Annotated in this window: 17 protein-coding genes; 9 read left to right on the top strand and 8 right to left on the bottom strand. The window is 63.6% G+C overall.

Going from position 1 to position 16634, the window contains the following annotated elements; all coding sequences use genetic code 11:
- Positions 1–82 precede the first annotated feature (82 nt).
- Positions 83–1261, bottom strand: coding sequence for a dipeptidase (locus tag AVO45_RS01815; RefSeq protein WP_068344678.1), 1179 nt, complete (start codon positions 1259–1261; stop codon positions 83–85).
- Between the two features lie 136 nt (positions 1262–1397).
- Here AVO45_RS01815 and AVO45_RS01820 point away from each other — a divergent pair, with 136 nt between their 5' ends.
- Positions 1398–1667 carry a DksA/TraR family C4-type zinc finger protein gene (locus AVO45_RS01820; RefSeq protein ID WP_068343936.1) on the top strand — a complete coding sequence of 90 codons (270 nt, stop codon included), beginning with the start codon at positions 1398–1400 and terminating at the stop codon, positions 1665–1667.
- Between the two features lie 3 nt (positions 1668–1670).
- Here AVO45_RS01820 and AVO45_RS01825 read toward each other — a convergent pair whose 3' ends face one another.
- From AVO45_RS01825 to AVO45_RS01840, 4 genes are all read right to left on the bottom strand, one after another.
- On the bottom strand, positions 1671–1907 hold the full coding sequence (locus AVO45_RS01825; protein WP_068343939.1) for a hypothetical protein: 237 nt from the start codon (positions 1905–1907) through the stop codon (positions 1671–1673).
- Positions 1908–1916: 9 nt separating this feature from the next.
- A complete protein-coding gene (locus tag AVO45_RS01830; RefSeq protein WP_068343942.1) occupies positions 1917–3737 on the bottom strand; it encodes a M3 family oligoendopeptidase in 1821 nt (606 codons plus the stop codon).
- A 104-nt stretch (positions 3738–3841) separates the two neighbouring features.
- Entirely contained in the window at positions 3842–4810 is a 969-nt protein-coding gene (locus AVO45_RS01835) for an alpha/beta hydrolase (protein WP_082688624.1), read from the bottom strand.
- Positions 4810–5100: an SCP2 sterol-binding domain-containing protein gene (locus AVO45_RS01840; protein WP_068343948.1), complete on the bottom strand. Its 291-nt coding sequence runs from the start codon at positions 5098–5100 to the stop codon at positions 4810–4812. The genes AVO45_RS01835 and AVO45_RS01840 overlap by 1 nt, the downstream gene beginning before the upstream one ends.
- A 69-nt stretch (positions 5101–5169) precedes the next feature.
- Between AVO45_RS01840 and AVO45_RS01845 the strand changes: the two genes are divergently transcribed.
- The 6 genes from AVO45_RS01845 to AVO45_RS01870 all read left to right on the top strand — a co-directional run bounded on the left by AVO45_RS01845 (position 5170) and on the right by AVO45_RS01870 (position 11049).
- The gene (locus AVO45_RS01845) at positions 5170–5739 is read left to right on the top strand and encodes a tetratricopeptide repeat protein (RefSeq protein ID WP_068343951.1); all 570 of its coding nucleotides are present in this window, start codon (positions 5170–5172) and stop codon (positions 5737–5739) included.
- 29 nt (positions 5740–5768) lie between these two features.
- Positions 5769–8585 carry a helicase-related protein gene (locus tag AVO45_RS01850; RefSeq protein ID WP_068343952.1) on the top strand — a complete coding sequence of 939 codons (2817 nt, stop codon included), beginning with the start codon at positions 5769–5771 and terminating at the stop codon, positions 8583–8585.
- A gap of 6 nt (positions 8586–8591) precedes the next feature.
- On the top strand, positions 8592–8963 hold the full coding sequence (locus AVO45_RS01855; RefSeq protein WP_068343954.1) for an RNA-binding S4 domain-containing protein: 372 nt from the start codon (positions 8592–8594) through the stop codon (positions 8961–8963).
- 66 nt (positions 8964–9029) lie between these two features.
- Complete coding sequence (gene fdxA / locus AVO45_RS01860) at positions 9030–9368, top strand: ferredoxin FdxA (protein WP_068343956.1); 339 nt, start codon at positions 9030–9032, stop codon at positions 9366–9368.
- 280 nt (positions 9369–9648) lie between these two features.
- Positions 9649–10158, top strand: coding sequence for a CarD family transcriptional regulator (locus AVO45_RS01865; RefSeq protein WP_068343957.1), 510 nt, complete (start codon positions 9649–9651; stop codon positions 10156–10158).
- A 120-nt stretch (positions 10159–10278) separates the two neighbouring features.
- The gene (locus tag AVO45_RS01870) at positions 10279–11049 is read left to right on the top strand and encodes an ion channel (protein WP_068343958.1); all 771 of its coding nucleotides are present in this window, start codon (positions 10279–10281) and stop codon (positions 11047–11049) included.
- Here AVO45_RS01870 and cobS read toward each other — a convergent pair.
- Complete coding sequence (gene cobS / locus AVO45_RS01875) at positions 11046–11810, bottom strand: adenosylcobinamide-GDP ribazoletransferase (RefSeq protein WP_068343960.1); 765 nt, start codon at positions 11808–11810, stop codon at positions 11046–11048. The genes AVO45_RS01870 and cobS overlap by 4 nt on opposite strands.
- 79 nt (positions 11811–11889) lie before the next feature.
- Between cobS and cobT the strand changes: the two genes are divergently transcribed.
- Positions 11890–12903 (top strand): nicotinate-nucleotide--dimethylbenzimidazole phosphoribosyltransferase, encoded by a 1014-nt coding sequence (gene cobT / locus AVO45_RS01880; protein WP_068343963.1) that lies wholly within the window; start codon positions 11890–11892, stop codon positions 12901–12903.
- Between the two features lie 52 nt (positions 12904–12955).
- Here cobT and AVO45_RS01885 read toward each other — a convergent pair whose 3' ends face one another.
- On the bottom strand, positions 12956–14839 hold the full coding sequence (locus AVO45_RS01885; RefSeq protein WP_068343965.1) for a monovalent cation:proton antiporter-2 (CPA2) family protein: 1884 nt from the start codon (positions 14837–14839) through the stop codon (positions 12956–12958).
- A gap of 19 nt (positions 14840–14858) precedes the next feature.
- The gene (locus AVO45_RS01890) at positions 14859–15314 is read right to left on the bottom strand and encodes an Lrp/AsnC family transcriptional regulator (RefSeq protein ID WP_068343967.1); all 456 of its coding nucleotides are present in this window, start codon (positions 15312–15314) and stop codon (positions 14859–14861) included.
- Between the two features lie 147 nt (positions 15315–15461).
- On the opposite strand from AVO45_RS01890, the gene hppD reads away from it, so the two are divergent.
- The gene (gene hppD / locus AVO45_RS01895) at positions 15462–16559 is read left to right on the top strand and encodes a 4-hydroxyphenylpyruvate dioxygenase (protein ID WP_068343969.1); all 1098 of its coding nucleotides are present in this window, start codon (positions 15462–15464) and stop codon (positions 16557–16559) included.
- Positions 16560–16634: the final 75 nt, after the last annotated feature.

The following is a 16634-nucleotide window of genomic DNA, read 5'->3' on the forward strand; positions in this document are numbered from 1 at the left end:
ACCGGGCGGGGCTTTTTCATGGTGTATGCGAGGGGCCAGCCCCTCGCGCTCCCCGGAGTATTTTTGAAAAGATGAAGATGGCTCAGTTCAGCCTGGCGCGCAGGACGCGCACCATGTTCTCGCCCATGACCTTGCGGATCTGCGCCTCGGTCAGCCCTTCGTCGAGAAGCGCCGACGTCAGCGCGGCAAGTTCCGACGTGTCGAAGGCGGTTTCCACCGAGCCGTCATAGTCGGAACCGAGCGAGACGTGATCCTCGCCTACGGTCTCGATGGCGGCCTTGATCATTTTCGCGATTCCCTTGGGCGTGATGTCGCCGCAGGTCACGTCGGCCCAGTATCCCATGCCGATGACACCGCCGGTGGCCGCGATCTCCTGCATCAGGTCGTCGGGGAAGTTGCGCTTGACCGGGCAGTGGCCGTGCAGGCCGCCATGGCTGACGATCAGGGGAATGTCGGTCATGGCCAGAACGTCGCGGGCAACCTGAGGGCTGGAATGCGCGAGGTCGATCACGACGGGCTTTTTTGCCAGTTCCGCCACGACCGCGCGGCCGAATTCGGTCAGGCCGGAATTGGCCTGGCCATGCAGCGAGCCGCCCAGTTCGTTGTCGAAGAAGTGCTGCAGGCCGAAGACCCGGTGGCCTGCGTCGAAGATCGGGTCGAGATTGGCGATGTCGCCTTCCAGCGGGTGGCCGCCCTCGATACCGAGGATGCCGCCGACCACGTCTTCGCCGCGCGCCTTGGCCTGCAGCACCGTTTCGAGATCGGCCGCGGATTTGATGATCTTGAGGCGTCCGTTCGATTTGGCCTCGAAGTCGTGCAGTTTCTCCGCCTGATAGATCGCCCGTTCGCGCAGGCTGTTCCAGGTGCGTGGGGGCCAGAGTTGCCCGACCGCAAGCAGGGTGATGTTGTCGAAGGCGTCGGCCGAGTTGCTGTCATAGTTCTGGCCGGCCGGGGACTTGGTCACGGCGGTGAAGACCTGAAGAGCCACGTTGCCCTCGATCAGGCGCGGGATGTCCACCTGCCCGCGGGTGCCGCGTTCGGTCAGGTCGCGGCTCCACAGCAGCGGGTCGGCGTGCAGGTCTCCGACGATCAGGGTCTCGTGCAGGGCCGCGGCCTCATCCGAAACCGGGTAGGGTTCGTGATCGATCACGTTGTTGCGGGTGTCTTCGACATAAGGCGGCAGGAAGCCGAAGAAGACCACGGCGCCGACGACCAGTGCGATCAGCACCAGCCGGGTCAGCCAGATTAGAAGTCTGTACATGTTCATTCCTCCCCTTTTGCGTTGCAGACTACGAAATGTGTCAGCTGTGGGAAGGCTGACTTGGCGTCGTTTCGATTGCGGTTTGCAAGGTTTGTCGGGCGTATTATCCTGTGTCGCCTGAACAGGAGGATCAGAGATGGCCGGCGGCTGGGCGCGTGATGGCGCGGTGAGCGAACAGATAGAAGCGACGATCAATGATGAACTGGCGCGCCTGAAGGCAAACAAGCGCCAGGTGGGAGAGAGCCTGACCCATTGCGCCGAATGCGAAGAGCCGATCCCCGAGGCGCGGCGGGTGGCGCTGCCGGGCGTCAAACTGTGCATCGACTGTCAGCAGGAGAGGGATGCGGCCTTCAAACCGCGCGCGGGCATCAACCGGCGTGGGTCCAAGGACAGTCAGTTGAAATAGGCGCTACTTGGGTTTCTGGCGCCGCCGCCAGCGCCGATACAGTTCGATGTCGATGGCGGCGACCGCGATGCCCAGCGGAATCATCCAGAAGCCGAGAATGGGCAGGAACCCGAGGGTTCCGCCCAATATCAGCAGCAGCCCCAGCACCAGCCGCAACCCCGGCGGCACGCGCGTCCGCACCCGGTTCAGAAAGCCTTTGAACCGGTCTCGGACGGTGCGCGATTTCGGTGCCTCGGCCATGATGGGGTATTACTGCTCCATCGCCTCGAGCTCGTCGATGAAGCCCGAGATCATCGACAGGCCCTTGTCCCAGAACTTCGGGTCGCTGGCGTCCAGTCCGAAGGGGGCCAGCAGCTCTTTGTGGTGCTTGGAGCCACCCGCCTTGAGCATCTTGAAATACTTGTCCTCGAACCCTTCGGCGCCGCTGGCGTAGACCGAGTAGAGCGCGTTCACCAGCCCGTCGCCGAAGGCATAGGCATAGACGTAGAAGGGCGAATGCACGAAGTGGGGGATATAGGCCCAGAAGGTCTCGTAGCCCTCCATGAACTCGAATGCGGGGCCAAGCGACTCGGCCTGCACGCTCATCCACAGGGCGTTGATGTCGTCGGGGGTCAGTTCGCCCTCGCGGCGTGCGGTGTGCAGCTTGCATTCAAAGTCGTAGAAGGCGATCTGGCGGACCACCGTGTTGATCATGTCCTCGACCTTGCCGGCCAGCAGCACCTTGCGCTGTTCGGGCGTTTCGGCCTGATCCAGCATCTTGCGGAAGGTCAGCATCTCGCCGAAGACGCTGGCGGTCTCGGCCAGCGTCAGCGGGGTCGATGACAGCATCTCGCCCTGATCGGCGGCCAGAACCTGATGCACGCCGTGGCCGAGCTCGTGGGCCAGGGTCATCACGTCGCGCGGCTTGCCGAGATAGTTGAGCATGACATAGGGGTGTACCTCGGTCACCGTCGGGTGCGCAAAGGCGCCGGGGGCCTTGCCCGGTTTCACGGCGGCGTCGATCCAGCCTTTCGAGAAGAAGGGCGCGGCGACCTCGGCCATGCGCGGGTCAAAGGCTTCGTAGGCATCCATCACCGTCTTTTCGGCCTCGGCCCAGCTGACGATGCGGGTATCCTCCATCGGCAGCGGCGCGTTGCGGTCCCAGACCTGCATCTTGTCGAGACCCAGCCATTTCCGCTTGAGCTCGTAGTAACGGTGGCTGAGTTTCGGATAGGCGGCCACGACCGCCTCGCGCAGGGCTTCGACGACCTCGGGTTCCACGTCGTTGGACAGATGGCGGCCGGTCTGCGGTGTCGGCATCTTGCGCCAGCGGTCGATGATTTCCTTTTCCTTGGCCTGCGTGTTGTGGACGCGGGCGAAGATCTTGATGTTGTCCTGGAATACGCGGGCCAGTTCTCGGGCGGCGGCCTCGCGCTTGGCGCGGTCCTTGTCGGTCAGCAGGTTGAGCGTGCCCTCGATGTTCAGCTCTTCGCCATCGACGGTAAAGCTGAGGCCGGCGATGGTTTCGTCGAAGAGCCGCTCCCAGGCATCGCCCACGACGCCCAGATCGTGCAGGAACCGCTCCAACTCGTCGGACAACTGGTAGGGCTTCATCGCCCGGATGCGGCGGAACACCGAGTCATAGCGGGCCAGTTCGGCATTGGCGGCGAGATGCGCCTTGAGAACGTCATCCTCGATCCGGTTCAGTTCCAGCGTGAAGAACACCAAGGGCGTGGTGAAGACGGTGATCTTTTCCTGCATGTCCGACAGGAACTTGGCGCGCTCGGCATCCGTGGTCAGCTGGTAATAGCGCAGCCCGGCAAAGGACATGATGCGCCCGGCGACGGTGTTGATCTTTTCGTTGCGCTTGACGCAGGTCAGCAGGCCGTCGGCATCCAGATCGGCCAGCTTGCCCTCGTAATCCGCCGCGAAGGCCGCGCATTCCTTTTCCAGCCATTCCAGGTCGCGGGCCAGTTCGGGCGCGTCCTCGGACGTATAGAGATCGGTCAGATCCCACTCGGGCAGATCGCCCAGATCGCCGGGGCCGCTGCTTGCGTTGGCGTCACGAACGGGAAAGGGAAGACGGATCATCGAACACCTCGTGAAATTGCGTTTGCCAACATCTATGCGCGCGCAGAGGCGATCACAAGCTGCGACGCCCGTTTGCGCCGGTCATCCCTCGCTAAGCGGTGGTGTCAGGCGGACTTGAGTTGGCCGTTGGGATGGTTGGCCTGAAACAGGTCCGAGATCTGCAGGTAAACCTGACCTCTGACTTCCGGCCCTTCCATCAGGACTTCATGCTCGCCATCGGGGATTTCCACCAGTTGCCCCTTGGGCCAGTTGGCCATCCGCTTGCGGATCGCCTTGCGGTCGACGATCTGCTCGTGCCCGCCCATGAAGGTCAGGCAGGGCAGGTCGGGGGCAGGCTGGCTCATCAGCCATTTGCATTCGTCCAGGGCCTCGCGCAGCCATATCGTGGACGGGGCGCCAAGCGCCAGTTCGGGATGGGCGGCCAGTTGATCCTTCATCATCCGGTACATGTCCGGATCGCGGGTCAGGACGTTGCCCTCGAACGGCTGGGTGGCGACATAGCTGTCCAGAGACGTCGTGGGCGGCGTCTTGTGCCCGAACCCGAATCGCGGGCCCCAATAGGCGGTGATCTGGCTGAGCGGTTTCATGACCGGCGAGAAAAATATCCCCCACATCGGTCCGGTGAAGGCGCAGGCGCTGAAACCACCCCGTTCGATGACCGCGCGCAGTCCGATGGCTCCGCCCATCGAGTGCCCGATGACATACCAGGGTTTCGGCAGGTCCAGTTCTTCGGCCAGTTGCATGACCGCTGCCACGTCCTTCTGATAGTCGGGAAATTTCTCGACATGGCCGACGCGCGGGTCGGGCAGCAGGCGATCGGCCAGCCCCTGACCTCGCCAATCCACGGCCAGAAAGGCAAAACCGCGCCCGACGAACTCGCGCGCGGCATCGCCGTATTTCTCGACATATTCGGTGCGGCCGGGGAACATCATCACCGTGCCGCCCGTCGCATCCTCGGGGCGCCAATGGCCAACACGGATGCGGATCCCGTCCGCGGTCTGCACCCAATGGGCCTGACCACCGGCGGGGCCGCCGGCCACGTCTTCGAAGAATGGGGCCGGCGTCAGCGTCATCAGGCCAGCACCGATGCCAGTTTCATGGCGATGCCCATGTCACCGTCGATGGTCAGCTTGCCGGACATGAACGCGCCCGTGGGGTTCAGGTCGCCGCTGAGGATCTGTTCGAACGTGTCGGCATCGGCGCTCAGGGTCACGTCGGCGTCATCATCGCTCACGCGCGCGCCGTCGGCGTCCAGAACGATGGCGCCCAGATCGGCGATGGCGAACTTGGCCGAGGCGTCGAATGCTCCACCGGCCAGCTTTTCGTTCAGAGCGGCCGCGGCCTTTTCAAGAATGTCACTCATGGTATTCCTCGTGTTGTTAGGGCGCCGCGATTGGACATCTTTCGGCACCACGCTACAGTGACCCTTGTTATGAGCATTGCATACCCCGATCTCAAAGGTATCGTCGCGGCAATCGCGATGATAGTCACGTTTTCCGGAAGCGGCATCGCCCAAGAGGCGGATTCCCAGGATGAGGCGGCTTTGCTTGAGCAACTGGCGCAGGCCGATCCCGCACAGGCCCTGCGGATCGACCGGCAACTCAAGGCGCTTTGGGGGAAATCCGGCTCTGCCTCGGCGGACCTGCTGCTGGAGCGCGCGAGAAAGGCCATGGACAGCGGCGATATCGAGGCGGCGCTCGACCACCTCACGGCGCTGACGGACCATGCGCCTGATTTCGCCGAGGGCTGGCACGCGCGGGCATCGGTGTTTTTCGCGATCGAGCGTTATGGCATGGCGCTGGCCGATCTCGAACGCACCCTGGCGCTGAACCCGAACCACTATGATGCGATTTTCGGTCTGGGCGCGGTTTTCGAGGCGATGGAGAGGCCTGAACAGGCTTACGAGGCCTATTCCCGCGCGCTGGCTATACATCCCCACCACGAGGAAGTAACCAATGCCGTGAATCGGCTGAAGCCCCAGATCGAGGGCAAGGCACTCTAGGACCCCGAAAGGCGGGGCAGGGGGCAAAGGTGAGCGGGTCATCCCGAATCGTGGCCGTTCTCGGCCCAACCAACACAGGCAAAACCCATTACGCCGTCGAACGGATGCTGGGGCACCGGACCGGCGTCATCGGCCTGCCGCTGCGTCTGCTGGCGCGCGAGATCTATGACAAGATCGTCGCCATCCGCGGCCCCTCGGTCGTGGCGCTGGTGACGGGCGAAGAGCGAATCGTTCCGCCCCGCGCCCAGTATTGGGTCTGCACGGTCGAGGCGATGCCCGAGGGCATGGGCGCCGATTTCGTGGCGGTGGACGAGATCCAGCTTTGCGCCGACCCCGAGCGCGGCCATGTCTTCACCGACCGCCTGCTGCGGATGCGCGGCACGCACGAGACGCTGTTTCTGGGCGCCGACACGATGCGCGGCCCGATCGCGGCCCTTGTCCCCGAGGCGCAGTTCCTGCGCCGCGAGCGGATGTCGCAACTGGTCTATTCCGGCTCGAAAAAGATCAGCCGGATGCCCCCGCGCAGCGCCATCGTCGGGTTTTCTGTTGAAAACGTCTATGCCATCGCCGAACTGCTCCGCCGCCAGAAAGGTGGGGCCGCCGTGGTGATGGGGGCGCTGTCCCCGCGCACGCGCAACGCGCAGGTCGCGCTCTATCAGAATGGCGAGGTCGACTACCTCGTCGCCACCGACGCCATCGGCATGGGGCTGAACCTGGACGTGAACCACGTGGCCTTTTCCTCGCTGACCAAGTTCGACGGCCGGCGGATGCGACCTCTGGCGCCCAACGAACTGGCACAGATCGCTGGCCGCGCCGGCAGGGGCATGTCCGACGGCACCTTCGGCGTCACCGGCGAGGCTCCGCCCTTGGACGAAGGCGTCGCGCAGGCCATCATGGACAGCCGCTTCACCCCGCTGAAAAAGCTCAACTGGCGCAACGCCGCGCTGCGGTTCGGATCTGTCGATGCGCTGATCGACTCGCTCGAGGTCGGCCCCGACGGCGAACATCTGGTCAAGGCGCGCCCCGCCGATGACCTGAACGCGCTGAAATCGCTGGCGCAGGTGGCCGGCGTGGCGGCGCGCGCAAGCGATGGCGCCTCGGTGCGGCTGTTGTGGGATGTCTGCCGCATCCCCGACTTCCGCGGCATCAGCCATGCGGAACATGCCGGGCTGCTCGAAGTGATCTACGAGCATCTGCACGAGCGCGGCGCGATCCCCGAGGACTTCATGGCGCGGCAAATCCGCCGAATCGACCGCGTGGACGGGGATATTGATGCGCTTTCCAAACGCTTGGCCTATATTCGCACGTGGACATATGTCGCGCAGCGGAATGGCTGGGTTCGCGACGAATCCCATTGGCGGGCCGAAACCCGCGCTGTAGAAGACAGGGTGTCGGACGCTTTGCACGAGCGCCTGACGCAACGATTTGTGGACCGGCGCACCTCTGTGCTGTTGCGCCGGCTCAAACAGAAGGAGGCCCTTTTGGCCGAAGTGAACGACAAGGGTGAAGTGACCGTCGAAGGCGAATTCGTCGGTCGTCTGGAAGGGTTCCGGTTCATCCCGGACAAGAGCGCGCAGGGGGCCGAGGCGAAGGCGCTGAAATCGGCGTCTCTGCAGGCGCTGGCGCCGCAATTCCATCTGCGGGCCGACCGGTTCTACAACGCGCCCGATACCGAGATTGATTTTACCGAACAGGGCGGCTTGATGTGGGGCGAACACGCCGTCGGCAAGCTGGTTGCCGGGGCCGAGCCGCTCAAGCCACAGGTCGAGGTTTTCGTGGACGAGGCCGCTGGCCCGGACGTGCAGCAGAAGGTCCAGCGCCGCCTGCAGCATTTCATCGACCGCAAGATCGCCGCGCTGTTCGAACCGCTGCTGAACCTGTCGCGGGACGAGAGCCTGACCGGGTTGGCGCGCGGGTTCGCCTTCCGTCTCGTCGAGGCGATGGGCATTCTTCCCCGCGCCGAAGTGGCGCAGGAAGTGAAGGATCTGGATCAGGACGCCCGCGGCGCCCTGCGCAAGCACGGTGTCCGTTTCGGCCAGTTCACCATTTTCATGCCGCTGCTGCTGAAACCCGCGCCGACGCGCCTGCGTCTGGTGCTGTGGGCCTTGGCGCAGGGCTTGCAGGATTTCCCCGAGGCACCGCCTCCGGGTCTGGTGACCGTCCCGGTCGCCAATGACGCGCCCAAGGGCTATGACACGATGTGCGGCTACCGCAACGCCGGTGAACGTGCCATTCGCATCGACATGCTGGAACGTCTGGCTGACATGCTGCGCTCCGAGGACAGCCGCGGCGGGTTCGAGGCCAAGGCCGACATGCTGTCGATCACCGGCATGACGCTCGAGCAGTTCGCCGACCTGATGCAGGGGCTGGGCTACAACGCCGAGCGCGGCGAGCGCGTCAAGGTCAAGCAGGCCCCGGCGGCAACTGCCGCAGAGGCAGAAAAAGCCGCTACGGGCGAGGCAGAAGCAGCCGACCAACCCGCTGCCGAAACCGCCGCAGAGCCGGAAGCAACGCCCGAGGAGGCCGCCGAAGTCGCAAGCGAGGCAACCACCGAAGAGCCGGCCGCCGATGCGACCGCCGACGAAGCGGCATCCGACGAGCCCGAGATCGAGGTTTTCTATACTTTCACCTGGGGGCGCAACCGTCAGGCCAAGCGCGGCCCGCGCGGTGAACAGCGTCAGGGTCAGGGCAAGGGCAAGCCGCGCGGCAAGCCTCAGGGCAAGAAGCCCGGCAAGCCCAAGCCGCAAGGGGCCAAGACCTTCTCTGCCCGTCCGCCCAAGAAGGAAAAGGCCATCGACCCGGACAACCCCTTTGCCGCGCTGATGGCGTTGAAAGAGGGCAACTGACCGGCCATGGCCGAGGCTCAGGCCAAGCTGCGGATCGACAAATGGCTGTGGCAGGCGCGGTTCTTCAAGACCCGCAGCCTGGCCGCCAAGCAGGTCGGCGGCGGCCATGTGCGCGTGAACGGAAACCGGGTCCTCAAACCTGCTTTTGCGGTGGGGCCCGGTGACGTTCTGACCTTTGCGCAGGGCCGGGTCGTCAGGGTGGTTCGGATCGTGGCGCTGGGCGTTCGGCGAGGTCCGGCGACCGAGGCGCAAACGCTGTATGCCGACCTGACCGAAAAGCGGGAGGAAACTCCGCCAAACCCCAAATTCGAGGGAAAAGGTCGGCCAACCAAGCGCCAACGGCGCACCCTTGATCTTTCTCGCAGAAATGGGGGGTGATCCTCCCTTGAAGAAGAGGCAAGTCTGATTTAGCTAGTCGCCCAAACCGCAAACGGGAAAACGATCATGACCTACGTTGTCACCGAGAACTGCATCGCCTGCAAATACACCGATTGTGTCGAAGTATGCCCGGTGGATTGTTTCTATGAGGGCGAGAACACGCTGGTCATCCATCCCGACGAATGCATCGATTGCGGCGTCTGCGAGCCGGAATGCCCGGCAGACGCGATTCGCCCGGATACCGAGCCGGGGATGGAGCAGTGGGTCGAGTTCAACCGCAAGTATGCGGAGATCTGGCCGGTGATCGTCTCCAAGAAGGATCCTCTGCCCGGCGCCGAAGAGCGTGACGGCGAAGAGGGCAAGATGGAGAAGTATTTCTCCGAGGCGCCCGGCGAAGGTGGCTGAGCGATTCGGTCGCTGTTGAGCTAGCGGTCAAGAACGCTTTGGGCCAGAGTCCCAAGAGAATAGGGCGTTTCTTGCTCATTTACGCTGGGTCAACTTTCGGGCGGCCGTTTTTTGTGGTATTATCCAATCTATATGATGACAGAGATCGGGATGTGCTCCGTGAGTATGCTCACCGTGGGGCTGTAAGCTAGTGATAAATTGACCGCTTGACGGGGCCCGCTCGCCCCGTTGCGGTCGTTTTGGTGCCCGCATTCCGGTTCAAAGTGAAGGAAAGACCTGTATGACCAAGTCGAAAAAGCTTGAGTTCCGCCCGAATGACTACGTGGTTTACCCGGCGCATGGCGTGGGGCAGATCATCTCGATCGAAGAACAGGACGTCGCGGGATTCAAGCTCGAGCTGTTCGTGATTTCCTTTGAAAAGGACAAGATGACCCTGCGGGTCCCGACCAACAAGATCAACGAATCCGGCCTGCGCTCGCTCAGCTCGCCGGACGTGATCGAACAGGCCATGAAGACGCTGAAGGGCAAGGCCAAGGTCAAGCGCGCCATGTGGTCGCGCCGTGCGCAGGAATACGAACAAAAGATCAACTCGGGTGATCTGATCTCGATCGCCGAGGTTGTTCGCGACCTGCACCGCACCGACGACCAGCGGGAACAGAGCTATTCGGAACGTCAGCTGTACGAAGCTGCGCTCGAGCGTCTGACCCGCGAAGTTGCCGCCGTTTCGGGCGGCGACGAGATCTCGGCCGCCAAGCAGGTGGATGAGGTTCTGACCTCGCGCGCAGCCTGATCGAAGGTAGATCCGGACTGAGGCCGCTCCGCACCGGGGCGGCCTTTTTCGTTGCGCTAGCTGTTGCCTTCAAGCCCCCAACCGCGCTTAACTTTTCCGAAAGGGGCGTGGAGGCCGCGCATGTCCAGATTCAAGAAGAGGGTCAGGGTTCTCTACCTGGGGTTCGGCGAAGTGTCGGTTCGTTTCCGGTATGCGCTGATCATCTTCGACGCCGTGACGATCGCCTTCTTCGTCGGCACCGCGCATCTCGAGCATGGCCCCGTTCTGACCTTGGCCAGCATGATGATCGGCCTGATCATCCTGCTGGACTTCTCGGCCCGCATGTGGATCGCCAAGGACAGGTGGAAATTGTTCCGGCAGATTTACACGCTGGCGGATGTCGTCGTGATCGCGGTGCTGCTGCTGGATCCGTTCCTGACGCAAAGCCTGGCGTTTCTCAGGATCCTCAGGGCGCTGCGGCTGATCCACTCCTATCAACTGATGCGCGACCTGCGCCGGGACAGCAACTTTTTCCGCACGCATGAAGACGCGATCATCGCGACGGTCAACCTGATGGTCTTTGTCTTTGCCACGTCATCGGCCGTGCTGGTGTTCTTCGTCTCTGACGTCAGCGAGACGCCCTATATCGACGCGCTGTATTTCACCATGGCGACCCTGACCACGACCGGCTTCGGCGACATCACGCTGTCCACGCCTGCGGGAAAGCTGTTCTCGGTTTTCATCATGGTGGTGGGCGTGGCGCTGTTCGTGCGGCTGGCGCAGGCCATCTTCATGCCGCGCAAGATCCGCTACAAATGCCCGGGATGCGGCCTCTATCGCCATGATCCCGATGCCGTGCATTGCAAACATTGCGGCGGGCTGCTCAACATCGAGACCGGCGGCGCAAGCTAGAGCTGCGCGGCAAGCGCCAGCAGAAATGTGATTTCGCCAACCTGCTGCGTCGCCCCCAGAACGTCGCCTGTCTGACCGCCGATCTTGGCCTTGGCGACGGCGCCCAGGCAAATGGCGGCCAGCGCGGCGAACAGGGCCGATACCGCGCCTGCGGTGCCGGCCAGCAGCGCCACGAGAACCAGTGCCAGCGCCAGACCGGCGGCGCATGTCGTGACATCGGGTGTGCCGACACGATGGCTCAGCCCCGAGCCGCGCGGGTTGGGCAGGGCGGCCATCGTCACCGGCATCAGGGCGCGCGACCAGATCGCGGCGGCCAGAACCACCCACAGCGCGCCCGCGGCGGCCAGCGCGCCGATGGCTGAAATCCGCAGCATCTGCGACAGGATCAGGGCCAGCACGCCATAGGTGCCGATATGGCTGTCCTTCATGATCTCCAGCCTGCGTTCGGGCGTGAATCCGCCCCAGAACCCGTCCACCGTGTCGGCCAGCCCGTCTTCGTGCATGGCTCCGGTCGTTGCGATCAGGGTCGCCACCACCAGAGCCGCGCAGGCCCAGGTCGGAATTCCGGCCTGCAAGCCAAGCCAACCCACGACGCAGGCGACCGTCGCAACCGCCAGGCCGGCGAGGGGAAAGGCCCATGCGGCCCGAGCCTGGCGGGCAAAGGTTCCGTCGGGCAGGCGCGGCAGCGGCAGGCGCGTCAAAAGGACCAGCGCCAGCGGTATGTCCCAGAGGGAAAAGGGTTTTGTGTCGTTTTTGGTCACTCCCAGGCCTTTCCGGGTCTTGTCGCAACGGGTGCATTGGTTAAACACGCAGCACCACTCTGATGCAACGAGGCTTTCCATGCTGCCCGAACTCACAGACCTTTCCACATTCCGAGACCTGCTGGCCGGTGCGCCGGCGCCCGACACCGCCGCCTCTCAGGGCGCCGAAGAGCGCAACGGGCAACTGACCAAGCCGCCGGGGGCGCTGGGGCGTCTCGAGGATCTGGCGATCTGGTATGCCGGCTGGCGCGGCGATGCGCGCCCGCAGATTTCCGCGCCGCAGGTCATCGTGTTCGCGGGCAATCACGGGGTCACCGCGCAGGGCGTGTCCGCCTTTCCGGCAGAGGTCACCGAGCAGATGGTACTGAACTTCCAGCATGGCGGCGCGGCGATCAACCAGCTTGCCCGGTCCGCCGGCGCCAGGATGGACGTGCACGCGCTGGATCTGGACCGGCCCACGGCGGATTTCACCCAAGGCCCGGCGATGAGCGAAGAGGAACTGCTCGCCGCCCTGCAAACCGGCTGGAGCTCGGTCGACCCCGAGGCCGACCTGCTGGTCGTCGGCGAGATGGGGATCGGCAACACGACGCCCGCCGCCGCCATCGCCTGCGCCCTGTTCGGCGGTGAGGCCGCCGACTGGACCGGGCGCGGCACCGGCGTGGACGATGCCGGTCTGGCGAACAAGACCCGCGTCGTGGCCGAGGGCGTGGCCCTGCATGGCGGCAACGGGGACGGGCTGGAGATCCTCCGCCGTCTGGGCGGGCGCGAGATCGCGGCCATGGCCGGGGCCATCGCGGCCGCGCGGCTGCTGCGGATTCCGGTCATCCTCGACGGGTTCATCTGCTCGGCCGCTGCTGCCTGTCTGGAACGTTCCGTGGCCGGGGCGCTGGATCACGCCGTGGCCGGCCACCAGAGCGCCGAGGCCGCGCATCGGGCCGTTCTGGAGAGGCTGAACAAGGAGCCGCTTCTGTCGCTGGGCCTGCGGCTTGGCGAAGGTTCGGGCGCGGCGCTTGCGATCCACATCCTGAAAAGCGCGATCGCCTGCCATTCCGGCATGGCGACCTTTGCCGAGGCCGGGGTCTCGGACGGCTGACAACCGGCCGGGTGCGCAGCACAGACACACGACCTGATCCGTCTCATACGGGTCAGGCCGATTTCTTGGCGTTTTCCTCGGCCAGTTGCAGCAGGGCGGTTTCCAGATCTTTCTCCAGCTTTCGGGACCGCTCGATATATTCCTTGTTTTCCGCCGTCGGAACGCCCGGAATCCACAGTTCCGCCAGATCGCGGATCGTTTGCCGGTCATGGTGATAGAAGGTCTGCTCGGCCTGCGCGGCCTCGTATTCGCTCAGCCCGACATTCTCCAGCACATAGCGCCCGGCCCGCAGCGCGGCGTCGAACACCTCGCGCACGATGTCGTTTGCGCCGGCCTGGTAGAGTTCATAGACATGGTTGCGGTCATAGGCGCGCGCGATGATGTGCAGGTCGGGGCGCTGCCTGCGGGCATAGGCGACCAGCTTGGTGACCTGCTTGGGGTCATCCATGGCCGCCACCAGAACGTCCGCCTTTTCCAGCCCGGCGGCCCTCAGCAACTCGGGCCGTGTCGGATCCCCGAGGAACCCCTTGACGCCAAAGCGCCGCATCAGCTGGATGGTTTCGATATTGTTGTCCAGAACCACGGTCTTGAACCCGCTGGCCTGAACCAGCCGGTTCACGATCTGGCCGAAGCGCCCGATGCCGGCGATGATGACGGGCCCTTTTTCGTCGATCTTGTCCGGCTCGACAGGGGGCTGCTTTTCTCCGATGCGGCGGGACAGCAGGTCGTAGATGATGAAGAGCAGCGGCGTGATCAGCATCGTCAGGGCGATGATCATCAGCAGCTTTTGCGCCAGCGCGGGCGGGACCACGTTCTGCTGGGTCGAGAAAGCCAGCAGAACGAAGCCGAATTCGCCCGCCTGCGCCAGCCCCAGCGTGAACAGCCAGTGGTCGCGGCCCCTGAGGCCAAAGGCACGCCCCACCACGAACAGGATGATGCCCTTGACCAGGATCAGCAGCAGGGCCAGCCCAATCAGGTCCAACGGATCGCGGAGGAAAAACGCCACGTCGATATCTGCGCCGACGGTGATGAAAAAGAGGCCCAGCAACAGCCCCTTGAACGGCTCCAGATCGCTTTCCATCTCGTGGCGGAACTCGGAACTGGCCAGCACCACGCCAGCCAGGAAGGCGCCAAGCGCCGGCGAAAGCCCCACCAGCATCATCAGGAACGAGATGCCCACCACGATCATCAGGGCCAGCGCCGTATACATCTCGCGCAGCCGGGTGGCGTGGATGAAGCGGAACAGCGGCCGGGTCAGATATATGCCCGCCAGAATGACGAAGGCGATGGCGCCGATCGTCACCAGCGTCACCGCCCAGCCGGGCAAACCTTCGACCAGCGACAGGGTTTCGTGATGGCCCCCGACCTCGGTGACGCTGCTCTCGCGCATGATCGAGCCGTCATTGGAAAACTGCACCGGTGGCGCAGCTGCCAGAAGCGGCAACAGCGCCAGAATGGGAATGACCGCGATATCCTGGGTCAGAAGCACCGAAAAGGTCGCCCTGCCGCCATTGGTCTGCATCAACCCTTTTTCTGACAGGGTCTGCAGCACGATCGCCGTCGAGGACAGAGACAAGGAAAGGCCCACGGCCAGCGCGATCGTCCAGGGCTGGTTCGCCATGACCGCGACAAAGGCGATGGCCAGCGTCGACAGGCCGATCTGCAGGCCACCCAGCCCCAGCAGCTTGTCCCGCATGTCCCAAAGCGCCCGGGGCTCCAATTCCAGACCGATGAGAAACAGCATCATCACGACGCCGAATTCGGCCACATGCTGCAGGTTTTCCGTCTCGGCGCCGACCAGTCCCAGAACCGGCCCGATCACGATTCCGGCGGCCAGATACCCCAGAACCGATCCCAGCCCCAGGCGTGCCGACAGCGGTACCGCGATCACCGCAGCCGCCAGATAGATCGACGCCTGATACAGAAACTCTTCCATTTTGATCCTTTCCCGGGAGTCAGGTGGGCAGCGGGGCGTCGCGCTTGAGCTGATCCATCACGATCTGGCTTTGCACTCGTGCCACAGCAGGATGCGGCAGTATCACCTCGTGAAGCAAGCGGTTCAGTGCCGCCAAGTCGTCGCAATAGACATGCAGCAGGTAATCGGCCTCTCCGGTCATCGTCCAGGCGCTGGTGATCTCGGGGCGGGAATTGACCATGCGGGCAAAGCTGGCGGATTGCTCGGGGCCGTGGGTGCCCAGATGCACCTGAATGAATCCCTGCACGTGCAGCCCCAGCTTCAGCGGGTCCAGCTTGGCCGCGTAGCCGGTGATGTACCCCTCGGCCTCAAGCCTCTGCCGCCTGCGCCCGGCCTGGCTGGGCGACAGGTTCAGCAGCTCTCCCAACTGGTGGGCAGTCAGATGCGCGTCCTTCTGCAGCGCGGCCAGCAATCGTGTGTCTGTTGAATCCAGCATGTGCGGTGTTTCCTCGTTTTCTCGCGAAATAGTGCGGAATTCCCGCGTGTAAATAGAGGTTAGCCAAAAAGAACGCGCAGAAACAGCATCAGGTAACAGGTATTTTCGACTCAGCAAAAATTTTCCCTCTGAAACAGGAGACGCGCAATGGGTCCTTTCCCCCACAACGCCCCGAAATCCGTCATCAGCGACGAGAACCCCGCCGGCACCGACGGCTTCGAATTCGTCGAATTCGCCCATCCCGAGCCGCAGGAGCTGCGCGATCTTTTCGCGAAAATGGGTTTCGAAATGGTTGCGCGCCACAAGGACAAGCCCGGGATCGAGCTGTGGCAGCAGGGCGACATCACCTACATCCTGAACGCCGATCCGAACAGCTTTGCCGCGAAATTCGTGGACGAGCACGGCCCCTGTGCCCCGTCGATGGGCTGGCGCGTGGTGGATGCGCAAAAGGCCTATGAACACGCGGTGTCGAAAGGGGCCGAGCCCTATGACGCCGCCGACAAGACGATGGACGTGCCCGCCATCAAGGGCATCGGCGGCTCGCTGATCTATTTCATCGACCAGTATTACGAGACCTCGCCCTACAACGAGGAATTCGAGTGGCTGAAACAGTCCAAGCCGCGCGGCGACGGGTTCTATTACCTCGATCACCTGACCCACAATGTCTACAAGGGCAACATGGACAAGTGGTTCAAGTTCTACGGCGACCTGTTCAACTTCAAGGAAATCCGCTTCTTCGACATCCAGGGCAAGTATACCGGCCTGTTCAGCCGCGCGCTGACTTCGCCCTGCGGCCGGATCCGCATCCCGATCAATGAAGACCGGGGCGAGACCGGCCAGATCGTGTCATACCTGAAGAAATACAAGGGCGAGGGCATCCAGCACATCGCGGTCGGCACCGACGACATCTACGACTCGACCGACGCGATCGCTGAAAAGGGCCTGAAGTTCATGCCCGGCCCGAACGAGACCTACTACGACATGTCCTATGACCGCGTGAAAGGTCATGACGAGCCCAAGGACCGGATGATGAAGCACGGCATCCTGATCGACGGCGAAGGCGTGGTTGACGGCGGTGAAACCAAGATCCTGCTGCAGATCTTCTCGAAAACCGTGATCGGCCCGATCTTCTTCGAGTTCATCCAGCGCAAGGGCGACGACGGCTTTGGCGAGGGCAACTTCAAGGCCCTGTTCGAGTCGATCGAGCGCGAACAGATCGAAACCGGCGAAATCGACGCCGCCTGATCGTTTGATTGGGAGGCCGGCCCGGTTGCGAGCGGGCCGGAATAGGAAAGCGCCGCGCCCCCCTCGCGCGGCGCT

Source organism: Ruegeria marisrubri (assembly GCF_001507595.1).
In the GTDB taxonomy this organism is placed as follows: Bacteria; Pseudomonadota; Alphaproteobacteria; order Rhodobacterales; family Rhodobacteraceae; genus Ruegeria; species Ruegeria marisrubri.

Excerpts from the sequence above, each read along its gene's own strand:
- AVO45_RS01815 (WP_068344678.1), bottom strand. The coding sequence starts at position 1,261 with ATGTACAGACTTCTAATCTGGCTGACCCGGCTGGTGCTGATCGCACTG.
- AVO45_RS01820 (WP_068343936.1), top strand. The coding sequence starts at position 1,398 with ATGGCCGGCGGCTGGGCGCGTGATGGCGCGGTGAGCGAACAGATAGAA.
- AVO45_RS01825 (WP_068343939.1), bottom strand. The coding sequence starts at position 1,907 with ATGGCCGAGGCACCGAAATCGCGCACCGTCCGAGACCGGTTCAAAGGC.
- AVO45_RS01830 (WP_068343942.1), bottom strand. The coding sequence starts at position 3,737 with ATGATCCGTCTTCCCTTTCCCGTTCGTGACGCCAACGCAAGCAGCGGC.
- AVO45_RS01835 (WP_082688624.1), bottom strand. The coding sequence starts at position 4,810 with ATGACGCTGACGCCGGCCCCATTCTTCGAAGACGTGGCCGGCGGCCCC.
- AVO45_RS01840 (WP_068343948.1), bottom strand. The coding sequence starts at position 5,100 with ATGAGTGACATTCTTGAAAAGGCCGCGGCCGCTCTGAACGAAAAGCTG.
- AVO45_RS01845 (WP_068343951.1), top strand. The coding sequence starts at position 5,170 with ATGAGCATTGCATACCCCGATCTCAAAGGTATCGTCGCGGCAATCGCG.
- AVO45_RS01855 (WP_068343954.1), top strand. The coding sequence starts at position 8,592 with ATGGCCGAGGCTCAGGCCAAGCTGCGGATCGACAAATGGCTGTGGCAG.
- fdxA (WP_068343956.1), top strand. The coding sequence starts at position 9,030 with ATGACCTACGTTGTCACCGAGAACTGCATCGCCTGCAAATACACCGAT.
- AVO45_RS01865 (WP_068343957.1), top strand. The coding sequence starts at position 9,649 with ATGACCAAGTCGAAAAAGCTTGAGTTCCGCCCGAATGACTACGTGGTT.
- AVO45_RS01870 (WP_068343958.1), top strand. The coding sequence starts at position 10,279 with ATGTCCAGATTCAAGAAGAGGGTCAGGGTTCTCTACCTGGGGTTCGGC.
- cobT (WP_068343963.1), top strand. The coding sequence starts at position 11,890 with ATGCTGCCCGAACTCACAGACCTTTCCACATTCCGAGACCTGCTGGCC.
- AVO45_RS01885 (WP_068343965.1), bottom strand. The coding sequence starts at position 14,839 with ATGGAAGAGTTTCTGTATCAGGCGTCGATCTATCTGGCGGCTGCGGTG.
- AVO45_RS01890 (WP_068343967.1), bottom strand. The coding sequence starts at position 15,314 with ATGCTGGATTCAACAGACACACGATTGCTGGCCGCGCTGCAGAAGGAC.
- hppD (WP_068343969.1), top strand. The coding sequence starts at position 15,462 with ATGGGTCCTTTCCCCCACAACGCCCCGAAATCCGTCATCAGCGACGAG.